15 protein-coding genes are annotated in these 14,402 nt (G+C 66.0%); 4 read left to right on the forward strand and 11 right to left on the reverse strand.

Annotation, left to right across the window (positions count from 1 at the left end; genetic code table 11):
• Window positions 1-36: 36 nt before the first annotated feature.
• The 4 genes from AB0M74_RS25815 to AB0M74_RS25830 form a co-directional block, all read right to left on the reverse strand.
• Window positions 37-669, reverse strand: coding sequence for a TetR/AcrR family transcriptional regulator (locus AB0M74_RS25815; protein ID WP_366528868.1), 633 nt, complete (start codon window positions 667-669; stop codon window positions 37-39).
• Window positions 670-1,330: 661 nt separating this feature from the next.
• Window positions 1,331-1,966, reverse strand: a complete 636-nt coding sequence (locus tag AB0M74_RS25820; protein WP_366528869.1) for a TetR/AcrR family transcriptional regulator C-terminal domain-containing protein — start codon at window positions 1,964-1,966, stop codon at window positions 1,331-1,333.
• A 132-nt stretch (window positions 1,967-2,098) separates the two neighbouring features.
• The gene (locus AB0M74_RS25825) at window positions 2,099-4,162 is read right to left on the reverse strand and encodes a prolyl oligopeptidase family serine peptidase (protein WP_366528870.1); all 2,064 of its coding nucleotides are present in this window, start codon (window positions 4,160-4,162) and stop codon (window positions 2,099-2,101) included.
• 41 nt (window positions 4,163-4,203) lie between these two features.
• Window positions 4,204-4,617: a hypothetical protein gene (locus AB0M74_RS25830; RefSeq protein WP_366528871.1), complete on the reverse strand. Its 414-nt coding sequence runs from the start codon at window positions 4,615-4,617 to the stop codon at window positions 4,204-4,206.
• A gap of 277 nt (window positions 4,618-4,894) precedes the next feature.
• Between AB0M74_RS25830 and AB0M74_RS25835 the strand changes: the two genes are divergently transcribed.
• Entirely contained in the window at window positions 4,895-5,872 is a 978-nt protein-coding gene (locus AB0M74_RS25835; protein ID WP_366528872.1) for a membrane dipeptidase, read from the forward strand.
• A gap of 61 nt (window positions 5,873-5,933) precedes the next feature.
• Here the strand turns inward: AB0M74_RS25835 and AB0M74_RS25840 are convergent, their stop codons facing one another.
• Together AB0M74_RS25840 and AB0M74_RS25845 are read right to left on the reverse strand one after the other, a co-directional pair.
• Complete coding sequence (locus AB0M74_RS25840; RefSeq protein ID WP_366528873.1) at window positions 5,934-6,971, reverse strand: NADP-dependent oxidoreductase; 1,038 nt, start codon at window positions 6,969-6,971, stop codon at window positions 5,934-5,936.
• Between the two features lie 150 nt (window positions 6,972-7,121).
• Window positions 7,122-8,204 carry an AraC family transcriptional regulator ligand-binding domain-containing protein gene (locus AB0M74_RS25845; protein WP_366528874.1) on the reverse strand — a complete coding sequence of 361 codons (1,083 nt, stop codon included), beginning with the start codon at window positions 8,202-8,204 and terminating at the stop codon, window positions 7,122-7,124.
• Window positions 8,205-8,388: 184 nt separating this feature from the next.
• Between AB0M74_RS25845 and lpdA the strand changes: the two genes are divergently transcribed.
• Window positions 8,389-9,789 carry a dihydrolipoyl dehydrogenase gene (lpdA, locus tag AB0M74_RS25850; protein ID WP_366528875.1) on the forward strand — a complete coding sequence of 467 codons (1,401 nt, stop codon included), beginning with the start codon at window positions 8,389-8,391 and terminating at the stop codon, window positions 9,787-9,789.
• Between the two features lie 84 nt (window positions 9,790-9,873).
• Here lpdA and AB0M74_RS25855 read toward each other — a convergent pair whose 3' ends face one another.
• The 3 genes from AB0M74_RS25855 to AB0M74_RS25865 form a co-directional block, all read right to left on the reverse strand.
• The gene (locus AB0M74_RS25855) at window positions 9,874-10,470 is read right to left on the reverse strand and encodes a Uma2 family endonuclease (protein WP_366528876.1); all 597 of its coding nucleotides are present in this window, start codon (window positions 10,468-10,470) and stop codon (window positions 9,874-9,876) included.
• A gap of 88 nt (window positions 10,471-10,558) precedes the next feature.
• A complete protein-coding gene (locus tag AB0M74_RS25860) occupies window positions 10,559-10,975 on the reverse strand; it encodes a PPOX class F420-dependent oxidoreductase (protein ID WP_366528877.1) in 417 nt (138 codons plus the stop codon).
• 91 nt (window positions 10,976-11,066) lie between these two features.
• A complete protein-coding gene (locus AB0M74_RS25865; protein WP_366528878.1) occupies window positions 11,067-11,465 on the reverse strand; it encodes a helix-turn-helix domain-containing protein in 399 nt (132 codons plus the stop codon).
• A gap of 100 nt (window positions 11,466-11,565) precedes the next feature.
• Here AB0M74_RS25865 and AB0M74_RS25870 point away from each other — a divergent pair, with 100 nt between their 5' ends.
• Window positions 11,566-12,417, forward strand: a complete 852-nt coding sequence (locus tag AB0M74_RS25870; RefSeq protein ID WP_366528879.1) for an SDR family oxidoreductase — start codon at window positions 11,566-11,568, stop codon at window positions 12,415-12,417.
• A 97-nt stretch (window positions 12,418-12,514) separates the two neighbouring features.
• On the opposite strand, the gene AB0M74_RS25875 is transcribed toward AB0M74_RS25870, so the two are convergent.
• Window positions 12,515-12,892: a VOC family protein gene (locus AB0M74_RS25875; protein ID WP_366528880.1), complete on the reverse strand. Its 378-nt coding sequence runs from the start codon at window positions 12,890-12,892 to the stop codon at window positions 12,515-12,517.
• A 143-nt stretch (window positions 12,893-13,035) separates the two neighbouring features.
• Here AB0M74_RS25875 and AB0M74_RS25880 point away from each other — a divergent pair, with 143 nt between their 5' ends.
• Complete coding sequence (locus AB0M74_RS25880; protein ID WP_366528881.1) at window positions 13,036-13,812, forward strand: TetR/AcrR family transcriptional regulator C-terminal domain-containing protein; 777 nt, start codon at window positions 13,036-13,038, stop codon at window positions 13,810-13,812.
• A gap of 41 nt (window positions 13,813-13,853) precedes the next feature.
• Here AB0M74_RS25880 and AB0M74_RS25885 read toward each other — a convergent pair whose 3' ends face one another.
• The gene (locus AB0M74_RS25885) at window positions 13,854-14,399 is read right to left on the reverse strand and encodes a carboxymuconolactone decarboxylase family protein (RefSeq protein WP_366528882.1); all 546 of its coding nucleotides are present in this window, start codon (window positions 14,397-14,399) and stop codon (window positions 13,854-13,856) included.
• Window positions 14,400-14,402 lie beyond the last annotated feature (3 nt).

Consider the following 14,402-nt stretch of genomic DNA (forward strand, 5'->3'; position numbering starts at 1 on the left):
CGCGCCGGGGCCGCATCGGGCGGCTCCGGCAAGGCGCTACGCGCCGACCGCCCCCATGATCACCCGGCTGAGCACCCTGATCACGTCGTCGAGCGGTGGCCGCGGATCCGCGCCGCTCCAGGAGTCGACCACGTAGTTGACCGCGCCGATGATCGCCAGCACGCGCATCTCGTAATCGCCCGTGGGGATTTCGCCGTGCATGGCGGCGTCCTCCGCGGCACTGGCCAGCAGCGCACCCCAGACCCGGCGCAATTCGAGCCGATACTTTTCCACCTTCGGCCCCGCGCCGACCACTTCGACCAGCGCCACGCGCGCTTTGCGCGGATCGGAACCGATGGCCTCGACGTAGGCGCGGACGGACGCGTCGATGATCTCGAGCGCGGTCGCGTCGGCCTTCTTGTCCAGTGCGGCGGTGACCGCGTCGCGCGACTCCTTATCGATCTGCTGGTAGAGCTCGAGTAGTAGGGATTCGCGACCGGTGAACTCCTCGTAGAACTGCCGCGACGATAGTCCGGCGTCCTTACAGATAGCGCCGACCGAACTATTGGCGTAGCCGTCGCGCGCAAAGACCGTCAGGCCCGATTCCAGAAAACGCGCACGCCGCTGACGCTGCCGGTCCTCTACGGGTTGCCCGGCATACATTCGTCCCGTATTCGCATCCTGTGACATTGGGGCAGACAATACCTAAAGGCCCGATCCCCTCGTCATGGATCGGGCCCTTCTGGAAAACCTACGCGCGTCCGCGCGTTAGCCGAAAGTTGGCGGCTCGGTTACTAATGCGCCGACAGGCTCGCCGACCCCGTGGCAATCAGCTGCAGAAGAGGGCCAAAGACTGCGTTGGATAGAAGAAGGGTCAAGGTATTGCTCCGATCTCACCGATGTGACCACTCGGTCACTAGCTGTTTGCCGCAAAGGACGATACAGAGCGTGCTGCACCAGCGGAAGTGTTTTGCAGGAATTTTCTAGAATATTTTCCGGCGGTTCGCTGCCGGATCTTTGCGCCCGGGCCGGCGCTCTCCGCGGCGACTGATTCGCCTGCCAAACCTCACATGGACGAAGCCGACTCGCAACCCGAACGGCGTCGAAGGCGCGGGCCTGGACTGTCGGCCGTGGCGCAATTCCGCGCCACGGCGACCACAGCGCGAAATACGTTCGGCCCGAACAATATCGACGCGCGTGCCGGAAAAGCTGTCGAAACGTATCTTTCGCGGTTGCTTCGATGTCGCGTCAGCTGCCGCCGCGACTGCATCCACCACCGTCGCCACAGCCTGCCGCCGCAGCCGGAACCGCCGCTGTCACCTCCGGTGCCGCCCGCACTCCAGGAGACCGGTCAATCGAGGTGTTTGCCGAATCCGTCGAGCATGGCGGACAGGCCGATCTCGAAATGATCGGTGGTCGTGACCGCCTCGACAGCCGCGATGCGCGCGTGTTGGCCGTCGGAATCCGTTGCGGGGGTGCGACTGCGCTGCGCCGCCACAGTGGCCACCGTTTGGCTGAGGATGTGGCCGATCACGTACTCGCGCAGGCATCGGGCCAACTGTAGGGCGATGGCCGCCGGAAAGCCGACGCCCTGCAGGCGCTCCAGCATCCAATTGCCGGTCTCGACGGACGTAGCGCTGCGGACCGGCCGAGTCGCGAAGATGGGCACCGCATTCGGGTGCCGTCGCAACGTTGAGCGGAGCCGATACGCATAGGTGCGCATCAGCTCCGGCCAATCCTCTTGCCAGGGCAGGGTTTCCATCTCCAATTCGGCGAACATCGCCGCGGCGATGGCGTCGAACAGGTCCTGCTGGTCGGTGAAGTGGCGGTAAGCGGCCATCGGGTCCGCGCCGAGTGCGGCTCCCAGTTTCCGCATGGTGAAACCGTCGAGGCCCGCCTCATCGATGACGGTCAGTGCGACCGCGGCGATGTAGTCGCGATTCAACGTGGTCCGGGCGCTCGGCGCAGGGGGTTTCCTGGCGCTCATGCACCCGGCCCGTTGCCGACATCCAGCAGTCCGGCCGCAGACTGCGATCGGTGGGTCACGCCTGCTCCTCTGCTCATCGAGAAACGGACACCGCCTGCCGATCCGAGCCGACCGGCGGTGCCCGCGTGTCTGTCAGCGGGCTGCGCCCTGCTCCATCAGCATCTGGGTGAAGAACTCGTAGATCAGTCCGGCCTGGAATGCCGACTGCTTGTTGTCGGCCGCGCCGCCGTGGCCGCCTTCGATGTTCTCGTGGTACCAGAAGGTGTGGCCCTGTTCCTCCAGCAGTGCGGCCATCTTGCGGGCATGGCCGGGATGCACGCGGTCGTCGCGGGTGGAGGTGGTCAGCAGGATCGGTGGATAGGTGACCTCCGCGCGGGTGTTCTGGTACGGCGAGTACTTGCTGATGTACTCCCATTCCTCCGGCTGGTCCGGGTCGCCGTATTCGGCCACCCACGAGGCACCTGCCAGCAGCAGGTGATAGCGCTTCATGTCCAGCAGCGGCACTTGGCAGACGATGGCGCCGAACAGTTCCGGGTAGCGGGTCAGCATCACACCCATGAGCAGGCCGCCATTGCTGCCGCCCACCGCGCCGAGCTGGTCGGCGGTGGTGATGCCGCGGGCGACCAGATCCTTCGCGATGGTGGCGAAGTCCTCGTACACCTTGTGCCGGTTGGCCTTCTGCACGGAGGTGTGCCACTCGGGGCCGTATTCACCGCCACCGCGAATATTCGTCATCACCCAGGTGCCGCCGCGCTCCAGCCAACCCATGCCGGAGGCTCCGCTGTAGGCAGGGGTGCGCGACACCTCGAAGCCGCCGTAGCCGGACATCACCGTCGGGCCCGGGCTGCCCTTGCGGTCCTGATGACGGATCACGAAGTACGGCACCATGGTGCCGTCGTCGGACTCGGCGAAGAATTGCTCGGTCTCGATGCCGGAGGCATCGAAGAAGCCCGGTTCCTGCTTGAGTTGTTCGGTCCGGCCGCCGACCGCGCTGGCGAGCAATGTCGCGGGATTGGTGAATCCACTTGTGGTCAGCATGAACTCGTCGCCGCCCTCGAGCGGGTCCAGATTCATCACGCTGGTGGTGGCCATCGGCGGGGTGTCGGCCAGCGGCTCCCGTGTCCAGCCGTCCGGGCCAGGGGTGAGGACGTAGAGCTTGGTCTGCACGTCCTCGAGGGTGATCAGCAGCAAGTGGTGCTCGGTCCAGCCGTAACCGTGTAGTGAGGTGTGCGCGTCCGGGGTGAATATCACCTCGAATTCTCTTGCGCCGGAGAGGAACTTCTCGAAATCGATAGCCAGCAGCGCGCCCGGGGGGTAGCTCGCATCGCCGAGCTCCCACGGCGACTTCAGTCGGATCAGCAGCCAATCCTTGTACCAGGATTCACTGGCATCGGTGGGCACGTCGAGATGACGCAGGCTGCCGTCTTCTTCGATCAGGTAGACCTCTTCGTTGAAGAAGTCGGTGGCCCGCCCGACGAAATGCCGTTCGTAGCCGGGCGTGCGGTCGTAGCCCGCCGATACCGCGACATCTCCCGCTTCACCTTCGAACACCGTTTCCGCCTCGGCGAGCGGGGTACCGCGTCGCCAGAGTTTGGCGATTCGCGGGTATCCGGAGTCGGTCAAGGAGCCGGGCCCGAAATCGGTACCCACGTACACCGAATCGATATCGATCCAGCGCAGTTCCGATTTCGCCTCGGGTAGGTAGAAACCACCGTCGGCGGGGTCGATGAATTCCCGCTTCTCGATATCGAACTCGCGCACGACTTTCGCGTCGGCACCGCCGCGCGACAGGCTGATGAAGGCGCGCGACTGTTCGGGCCGAAGCACCGCTGCGCCACCCCACACCCAGTTCTCGTCCTCGGCGGTGGCCAGCGCGTCCAGGTCGATCAGTACCTCCCAGTCCGGTGCGTCCTTGGCGTACTCGGCGAAGGTGGTGCGCCGCCACAGCCCGCGCGGATGGGCGGCGTCACGCCAGTAGTTGTAGAGCCAACGGCCGCGCCGCCCGGGATAGGCGATCTTGGTGTCGGTGTCGAGCATGTCGAGGATGCGGCGCTCGAGATCGGTGAACCGCTCGGACGCGGCAAAACGTGCCACGACCACATCGTTGTGCGCACGGGCCCAGTCCAGAGCCCGCTCATCGGTCACTTCCTCGAGCCACAGATACGGATCGTTCACACTCTGCTCAACACCGCTCATGTCCACATTGTTGCCGAACGGCGCGGCGGTGGGTGGTCCGGTTACCAGAAGTGGGCGACGTCGAGCACGATCCGCGACCCGCTACCTGGGCCTTCGAGGGTGAATATCCGGAAGGGCAGTCGCGTGCGGACCCCGAGGCCGACGGTTGTCTGTCCCTCGAACGAGCCCGCCCACGCGGCCTGGCGGAAGGTGCGGTAGCCCGTCAGATCGACGAGTTCGCTCCGGTTCGACGGGCGGTAGGTGTTGTTGCCTGCGCTGTCGTAAGCGGGCGCGAGGACGACGATGTGCAGGAATGCATCGCCGCGCAAGGGGACCGGCGCGCCCGACGCGTCCATCACGACGGCGTCGACGTAGCCGACCCGATAGCCGATGGCCGAGCCCGCGAGCTCGAATACCAGCCGGTCGTAGCAGTCGTGTCGACCGGAACGGATATCGGTGAGCGGGGCAGCGGGCATGGCGGGATTCTCTTTATCGAGCGAACTCCAGACAAATCCGCAAGAGGGAGTCGCAGCGGCCGGTCCCGGAATGATCCAGAGGCCTACGCAAGTCGCGACCGAGGCAAACAGGAGCACTATGCGACGCATGGCCGCACCGCCTTCGGCAGTTGGGGTGAATCTTTCGATAAATCGGTCGAATCGGACATGTCGTTACGCGGTGGTCGGGCGAAAGGGATGTGCCCCATCGCGCTCCGTAGTATCGGCATCCCCGTACCGAGCGAACAGGAGCCCGAGCTTGTCTCCATTTCTGTGGGAACAGCATTGCTGTCTGCCGCTGCTGTCCTCGGCGCGAATCGAGGACTTGGCCAGGTATCCGCTCGGCTCCTACCTGTCGGTGAATATCGGATACTCCAGGCAGTCCACCGCGGATGCACTGGCGCTCGCACGGCAGTTTCGTCGGGATGCCCTGGAGGATGGCCGATTTCGTCTCGTGCACAGCTATGACGATGTCGCCGCCGATATCGAAACTATTGCGCTGGCCTTCGACTTGGAAGACGCGGGCCCGCTCGGTGGGCAGCTCGACAATGTCGAAGTGTTCTACGACCTCGGCGTTCGATCGCTGCAGCCCGCTTACAACCACGCCAACGAGGCGGCCTCCGGGTGCCTGGACACCGAAGACACCGGACTTACCGCGTACGGCCGTGATCTGGTGCGCACGCTCAACGTGGTCGGCATGTTCGTCGATGGCGCACACTGCTCCCGGCGCACCGGCCTGGACCTGGCCTCGCGCACCGAAGCGCCGATGATCTACAGCCACGCCAACTTCGACGCGCTGTGGGAACACCCGCGCAATATCACCGACGAACAGGCCGTGGCCTGCGCGGGCACCGGCGGCGTTATCGGCATCAACGGTGTGGGAATCTTCCTCGGGCATAACGGTCCCGAGGAACGCGCCCAGCGGGTGGAAGCCATGGCCGCGCATATCGAATACGGCGTCGAGTTGGTCGGCATCGACCATATCGGTATCGGCTCGGATTATTCGTTCGACGCCATCGACTTCAACAACGAAATGCTGAACAACCCGGCGGCGTTCTCCGACGCCTACACCAAATGGGGTCCACTGCAATGGGTCTCGCCCGAGGACTTGCTCGGACGGAGCGAACTGCCCGGACTCGACGAGCTGTTGTCGCGCCGGGGTTTCAGTGCTGCCGACCGAGCCGCGATCTTCGGAGGTAACTTCGCCCGCGCCGCACAGCAGGTCTGGCAGGACTGACCCGCAGCCGGGTGTGGCGCGAGCGTCGAACGCCGCGCGCCACACATCCCCGCGGTCCTCCTCAGCCGAGGCGGACGAGCATCTTGCCGGTGTTGGCGCCCGATAGCACGCCGAGGAAAGCGGCGGGAGCCTGCTCGAGTCCCTCGTAGACGGTCTCCCTGGTGCGGATGGTGCCGTCGGCCAGCCAGCCCGCCGCCTTGCCGATGTATTCGCCGAAGATCGGGAAGTAGCTGTTCACCAGCATGCCGCGCAGCGAAACCTCCTTGGTCGCGGCCTTGTACAGGTCGGGGCCCGCTTCGGCGGCTTCGCCGTTGTAGCCGCTGATGGCGCCGACGAGCGCGATCCGGCCCTTGGGCCGCATGGCCTCCACCGCGATCCGAAGGTGCTCGCCGCCCACGCTGTCCAGATACACATCGATGCCCTCGGGTGCCGCCGCCGCGAGCTGTCCGGCGAGGTCGCCCGCCCGGTAGTCGATGGCGGCGTCGAAGCCGAATTCGTCGAGCAGCAGTGCGGTCTTGGCGGGCCCGCCCGCGGAGCCGATCACCCGGGCGGCGCCGAGCGCCTTGGCGATCTGTCCCGCGACGCTGCCCACCGCACCGGCCGCGGCGGAAATGAACACGGTGTCGCCGGGCCGGATCGGCGCCACATCGGTCAGCGCCGCGTATGCCGTCAGACCGGTGGTGCCGAGCGCACCCAAGAAGTGATGCGCCGCAGCGAGTTCCGGAGCGATCGGGGTCGCGGTCGCGGCATCGAGCACCGCGTACTCGCGCCAGCCCGCGAAGTGCGAGACCGTCGCGCCGACGGGGATGTTCGGGCTGCGGGAGGCGATCACCTCGCCGAGCGCCGAACCCTCGAGCGCCGCGTCGAGCTGGAACGGCGGGATGTAGGACGGGCGATCGTCCATCCGGCCGCGCATGTAGGGGTCGACCGACATCCACGTGTTGCGCACCAGGATCTGCCCGTCGACCAGTTCCGGAATCGGCCGCCGCACCAGCGCGAAGTGCTCCGCGGTCGGGGCGCCGGTCGGCCGTGCCGCCAGCTGGATCTCCCGGGAGGTGCGGGGGAGGGTGGTGACATCGTCGGTGGTGATGGTCTGCATGACACTGCCTTTTCTTCGGTAGATCCGAACCGTGTCGATCCGGTACCGAAGACGTTATGGACTCGCGGACCGGACTCCCAGGTCCTGCGATGCCACCAACCGGTCCATCCGCGCCAGCCTTGTGACCTGGCGAAAAAGGCGGCTCGACGACTACAGCGGGCCCGCGGTTCGCAGCTGTGACGGCGACGAACCGGCCCACCGCTGGAAAGCTTTGCGCAATGCGCGATCATCGGTGAATCCGAGCCGCCCCGCGATGGCCGCGGTGGTCAAACGGCCTTCTCCCAGTAGGGTTTTCGCCTGTTCGTAGCGCACGAGATCGAATTCGTGCCGCCAGGTGGTGCCCTGCTCGGACAGCTGGCGTTGCAGGGTGCGCGGGCTCAGCGCCAGCCTGCGCGCGACCGCGGCAAGCGACGCGTCGCCGTCGGCGATGGCGGCCGCCACCGCGATGCGGAAGGCATCCAGCGGACCGGCTATCGGGTGCGCTGTCGCCAGCACCAGATCGGCGTGGCCGCGCAGTAGGTCGGCCAGCATGGGGTCCGCGCGCGGCAAGGGGGCGGTGGCGTCGTCGGCGCGGAAGGTGATGGTGTCGGCGGGTGCGTCGAATTCGATGCGATCGGTGCCGAAGGCGTCGGTGAGCGCCGTGTGATCGCGTGGCGCGGCATGACCGAAGGTGACCGAGGTCGGGATGACGGCGCGGCCGGTGGCCTCACGGGCCCGCCGCAGGTAGTAGGCGAGCACATACTCGTTGACCATGGCCGCGACCGCCGGATCGCCTGCGGTGGTGCGGAAGCCGACGGTGAGCTCGCCGTCGTGACGCAGATCGAAGCCTTCGGCCGCCGCGGTCACCAGGCGGTGATACGGCTGGGCCGCGCGCAGCGCATCCGCGAGCGTCGACCCCGTGGTGACCAGGTAATCCCAGGTGGTGAGGGTGCCGAGCGGGGCGGCATCGGCCACGGCGACACCGCCGCCCGGACCCGGCCGCGCGGCGGCCAGCAACTCCCACAGCCGGATCAGCGAACGCAACGGAATTCGATTGAGCTCTCCGGTCAGGGCGTTGTCGTCGATGCCGTGCACCATCGCGAGCTGTTCGGCGCCGACACCCGCGCGCCGTGCTTGCGCGAGGACCAACCGGATCAGATGGGTCGAGGCGGTCTCGTCCAACGGGTCGAGCGCCAGCGGCACCGATCGCGCTGCGGTGCGTGGATCGTCGACACCTGCTCCGCGATCGGCCACCCGTTCACAGTAATGAGCAGGCACCGACCGGGTCGCACACGCTGTGGGGCCGGGCGCTCGTGACCGCCCCTTTGATCCGTTCATTTTGTTCACGCCGACGATCTGCCAGGTCGATGCGTCGTGCTTCTCACTGTTGCGGGGGACCGGTGGGTGAAGTCCTGGCGACGGAGTTAGGCTCGGTGACGTGACTTCCCATTACGACGTTGTCGTTCTCGGTGCCGGTCCTGGCGGTTATGTCGCCGCCATCCGTGCGGCACAACTTGGCCTCCGTACCGCGATCGTCGAGCAGAAGTATTGGGGCGGCGTCTGCCTCAATGTCGGCTGTATCCCCTCCAAGGCACTGTTGCGCAATGCCGAACTGGCGCACATCTTCACCAAGGAGGCCAAGACCTTCGGCATCTCCGGTGAGGTGAGCTTCGACTTCGGCGTCGCGTTCGACCGCAGCCGCAAGGTCGCCGACGGCCGCGTCAAGGGCGTCCACTTCCTGATGAAGAAGAACAAGATCGACGAGTTCGACGGGAAGGGCACCTTCACCGACGCGAACACGCTCTCGGTCGCGCTGTCCAACGGCGGCACCGAGACGATCACCTTCGCCAACGCGATCATCGCCGCGGGTACCGTCACCAAGCTGCTGCCCGGCACCTCGCTGAGCGCGAACGTCGTCACCTACGAAGAGCAGATCCTCACCAAGGAACTGCCCGGCTCGATCCTGATCGTCGGCGCGGGCGCGATCGGCATGGAGTTCGGCTACGTCCTGAAGAACTACGGCGTCGACGTGCGCATCGTGGAGTTCCTGGACCGCGCGCTGCCGAACGAGGACGTGGACGTCTCCAAGGAGATCACCAAGCAGTACAAGAAGCTCGGCATCACCATCTCCACCGGTGCGGCCGTGCAGTCCATCGATGACGACGGGTCGAAGGTGACCGTCAGCATCAAGGACAACAAGACCGGTTCGATCGAGACCGTCACCGTCGACAAGGTGCTGCAGGCCGTCGGCTTCGCGCCGCGGGTCGAGGGCTACGGCTTGGAGAGCACCGGTGTCGCGCTCGAGCGTGGCGCCATCGCCATCGACGACAACATGCGCACCAATGTGCCGCATATCTACGCCATCGGTGACGTCACCGCGAAGCTCCAGCTCGCCCACGTCGCGGAGGCACAGGGCGTTGTCGCCGCCGAAACCATCGCGGGCGCGCCGACCGTTACCCTCGGCGACTACCGCATGATGCCGCGCGCCACCTTCTGCCAGCCGCAGGTCGCCAGCTTCGGCCTCACTGAGCAGCAGGCCCGCGACGAAGGCTACGACGTGAAGGTCGCGACCTTCCCGTTCACTGCCAACGGCAAGGCCCACGGCCTCGGTGACCCGACCGGTTTCGTCAAGTTGGTCTCCGATGCCAAGTACGGCGAACTCCTCGGCGGCCACCTCATCGGCCCGGACGTCTCCGAGCTGCTGCCTGAACTCACCCTCGCCCAGAAATGGGACCTCACGGTCAACGAGCTGACCCGCAACGTCCACACCCACCCGACGTTGAGCGAAGCGTTGCAGGAAGCGTTCCACGGCCTCGGCGGCCACATGATCAACTTCTGATCGGTTCATCCCGCGCCTCGACGGTGGCCGGTTCGCTGCGGCGGACCGGCCACCGTCGGTTTGCGTTTCGCGGGTGACTTGTGCTCAGCCGTCGAGATCGGCGAACGGAATCTCCACCGGAAAGGGCTCTTCGAGAACGAGAATCTCCTGGTGCGTCTCCGCCAGCCGATAGTTTCCGCTGGCCCGGTCAAGCCGGAATTCCTGAATGATCTCGACGGGTAGCTCGGCGTCGAGATGGACGACGAGATAGGTCGGGATCCCCTCGCCCGCATATTCGGCCCGTTTATCCACCGTATCGATGTATTCCGAACCCGGGGAGATGACCTCGACTACCAGCAGGGCGTCCTCGGTCGTCAGTTTCTGACCGCGAGGGAAGCATCGATGGACGACGACATCAGGGCGGCGGAACGAGAAACCAGGGCTGCGCGGGCGCACCTTGCGGTAATGCATCTCGAAATCGGTCACCACTCGTGTGCAGGGCTCGGTGGGCCGCGCCGCATCGAATCCGTTCGCCAAGCGTCGAGCGACGATGTTGTGCTCGACGCTTCCGCTACGGCAGAAGATCACCCTGCCGTCCAGTACTTCGATCTGCTTCTGGACCTCGGCAGGTAGTGCCTCATACCCTTCCTCTGTGATGAGCAGTGTCTCCGGGTCGGCGGCCCAGGCAGGCAGTGCGCTCATGATCACCTCGGTCTCGTGGGGGGTGGTCGCACCAATCGTATGCCGGTCCGACCGCCAACTCCCGACACCCGGATTACGCGATGCGCGCTCAGAGCATGCCGTAGGCGTGGGTGGGGGTCAGGCGGACCAGGGCGCGGCGGTCGGTGACCATCGCTCTGCGGTAGTCGGCCCAGTCGGGGTGTTCGCCGGAGCCTGCGCGGTAGTAGGCGACCAGTTCGTCGACGGTGGGGTCGTCGGTGGCGGCGGCGACTGGGGTGAGTTCGACGGCGCCTTCGAGGACGGCGTAGGCGAAGAAGTCGGGGCGGGTCACGTGGATCGCCGCCCACGGGTCGCGCACCAGGTTGTGATATTTGGCGCGGTCGGCGGTAACGGAGATGCGGATGATCCCGTCGTCTCCGATGACGTGCAGCACGTTGGACAGCTGGGGGCGGCCGTTGCGGCGGATGGTGGTGAGCACCGATCGTTTGGTCGCACGCGCGAAATCGAGTGCGGAGGACAGTTCCATGAACAGGTCAACCGGTCAGCCTCGAGGGTGCTTCCCCTGCGTGTCGGTCGCGTTCGGATCCGCGGGTCGTCGACCGTCACAGGTCCGCCGGTCATTCGCGGTGGTAGGCCGCCTGGGCATCGCGGACCCGTGGCATGTTCGTTTCGAGCACCTGGATGAGGGATTCCAGGCGGTCGGCGACGTCGGCGCCGAGATCGGTGAGGGTGTATTCGACGCGCGGCGGGATGGTCTCGTGGACCTCGCGGTGCACCATGCCGTCGCGTTCGAGGGCCTGCAGGGTCTGCGACAGCATGCGCTCGCTGACACCGTCGACGCGTCTGCGCAGCGCGCTGAATCGATACGGCCCCTCGCGCAGCGCGACGAGGGCCAGGATGCCCCAGCGGCTGGCCACGTTCTGCAGAACCGGACGTGACGTGCAGTTTCTTGCGAAAACGTCGGCTTCCAGCGCGGGATCGTCGGTCTCCGTCGACTGGATCCGCTGTGTACTCATGGATTTGATAGTACCCAACTTGACCAAAGTAGTGTAGGAATGCATAGTACTTACTATTAGTTAGTGCTTACAGATCAGTACAGAACATGTGGAGGTAGTCATGACCGTGGCAGTCACCGGAGCAAGTGGGCAGCTGGGCCGTCTCGTGGTGGAGGCGCTGTTGCGCGACGGATCTACGCCGGTCGTCGCGATCGTGCGTGACCCGCGCAAGATCGCAGACCTGGCCGAGCGTGGCGTCGATGTCCGGCAGGCAGGCTACGACGACCCGGATGCGCTCGACCGCGCGCTCGACGGCGTCGACCGCGTGCTGCTCATCTCCGGCAATCAGTTCGGTGAACGAGTAGCCCAGCACACCAACGTCATTCGGGCCGCAGAGCGGGCCGGTGTGAAACTGCTCGCCTACACCAGCATTCCGCGCGCCACCGAAAACCCGTTGATCCTGGCGCAGGAGCACAAGGGCACCGAAGCTGTACTCGCGGAATCGACGGTCCCGTATGCCGTGCTGCGCAACAGCTGGTACTGGGAGAACTACTTCGGTGGGCTCGGCCACGCTGTCGAAACCGGGGTGCTGCACGGCGCCGCCGGCGCAGGCCGAGTGGCGGCTGCCGCACGTGCCGACTACGCCGAGGCGGCCGCGCGCGTGCTCACCACCGACGGGCACGAGGGCAAGATCTATGAACTCGGCGGCGACGAGCGGCTCACCTATGCCGAACTGGCGCAGGCGATCTCGGAGGCATCGGGCAAGCCGGTGCGCTACGAGAACCTGTCGCAGGCGGATTACAGCGCGGCGCTGCGGCAAGCGGGTCTCGATGCGGGCTACGCCGCGGCGCTGGCCGACGCGGACACCGGGATCGCCGCGGGGATCCTCGATGTGGACAGCGGTGACCTGCAGAAGCTGATCGGCCGCGCCTCGACTCCTGCGGTCGAGGTGTTCCGCGCGGGCCTCGCCTGATCGGTGCGGGCGAACATCCTCGCGAGTGGTCGTGGATTTCCACTGCGCACTCGCGAGGGTGTCCGTCTTTCGGGTGCCGCCCAGCCGTTCGGATCGGTCACACCCACTGAACCAACTGCAGAATGATGCCGTTCGGATCGCTCATCTGGAAGTAGCGCTCACCCCACTCCTCGGTCTCGATGGGCGTCACGATCGGCACGCCCTCGGCTCGCAGTCGCGCGTACTCCGCGTCGATGTCATCGACGATGAACACGACGAGTAAGCCGTCGCCTGCGTGACCTGCCGCGCGCTTCGGCTTGAACGTTCCCAGTCCGGTCCGCAGGAAGATCAGGTTCATGCCTGTGTCCTGCCGGTCCAGTGACACGAATCCGTCGGCCGACATCTTCTCGGTGAAACCGAGGTGGTCGACGACGAACTTCGCCGACGCCTGCGGGTCGGCGACATTGAGCGAGATGGCGGAAGCGGTGATGTTCATGGGCTCTCCTCTGGGCTGCACTCAATCTCTGTACTAAGTACGTTCTACTTTGTAGGGGGATTCTCGCCGCGCTGCACTATGACCTACATCACATCGATATCATCGAGGGCTCGGCGATGCGGCCGCGCGATCGAGGAGAAGGTGTGGCAGACAAGCGAGCGAAGGAGCGCAGCGGCGCGGGCGATCCGGTGCGAACTCTGGAGTTGCTCTGGCGCGTGCCTGGAGGCCAGGGTGCGGTGCGTGGACCGAAGCAGCGCAGCAGCGTCGAGGCCGTGGTTGCCGCGGCCGTCGCGATCGCCGACGCGGACGGGATCGGCGCACTCACCATGCGCGCCGTCGCCAACCGGCTCGGCTGTACGCCGATGGCCACCTATACCTATGTGCCCGGCAAGGCGGAGCTGGTCGACCTGATGCTCGACACGGTCTATGGCGAGATGTCGCGCACGGATATGACCGACCTGCCCTGGCGTGACCGGGTCACCGCGATCGCTGCCGAGAACCGTGCGCTGCTGGCACTGCATCCGTGGGTGGCCTACCTGCCGACCACGCGTCCGCCGCTCGGCCCCGGTCTCGTCGCTAAATACGAGCACGAACTACGGGCCTTCGACGGCCTCGGCCTCGACGATGTCGAGATGGATGCGGCGTTGACCTTCGTGCTCGGCTTCGTCACCTCGGTTGCCCGCATCGCCATCGACACCGCCCGCGCGGCGGCCGACAGCGCCATGACGGACTCCGAATGGTGGGCGCGCGCCGCGCCGGTCCTGGCGCAGGTCTTCGACGCCGACCGCTACCCGCTCGCCGCGCGCATCGGCGCCGCCGCGGGCCGAGCCCACGATGCCGCCTACAGCGCCGACCACGCCTACGAATTCGGGCTGACCCGGGTCTTGGACGGTTTGGCGACGTTGATCGAAAGCCGTTGAAGGACAACGCCGTACGTTCGTCGGCGCCCGCGAAAGTGACGCTATACCCCGTCGCGCTGGATGCGCAGGGCGGTGATGGTGGAGGCCAGGCCCTCGTATTGGTTGACGAGCAGGACGATTTCGATGAGACGACGCTCGTCATAATGCTCGGCCAGGTTCGACCAGGCGGCATCGTCGATATCGCGGGATTCCACCAGTTGGTCGACAGCGCAGAGTAGCGCGCGGTGCTTGTCCGACCAATCCGGCGCGGACGGTCCGGTGCGGAGGCGGTCCAAGATTTCGAAGGTGACCCCGGCGCGTTTGCCGAGGCGGATGTGGTGGTCCATCTCGTATTCGCAGGCACGCAGATGCGCGACGCGCAGGATCACGAGTTCGGACTCGTGCCGCGGCAGCTTGCCGCCCGGCATGAGCTTGCCCGAGTAGTGCAGCCAACCCCGGAACAAGCCCTTGGTCCGACCGAGAGTGCTGAACAGATGGGCATCGCCGGTCCCCGCGGCGCGGGAGAGCACCTGCCAGACAACCCAATTGACCGGACCCAGCTCGCGAAGCCGGCCGGGTGAAACCCGTGGATGCCACGCCGAAACCATGCT

Source organism: Nocardia sp. NPDC051463, from assembly GCF_040681975.1.
In the GTDB taxonomy this organism is placed as follows: domain Bacteria; phylum Actinomycetota; class Actinomycetes; order Mycobacteriales; family Mycobacteriaceae; genus Nocardia.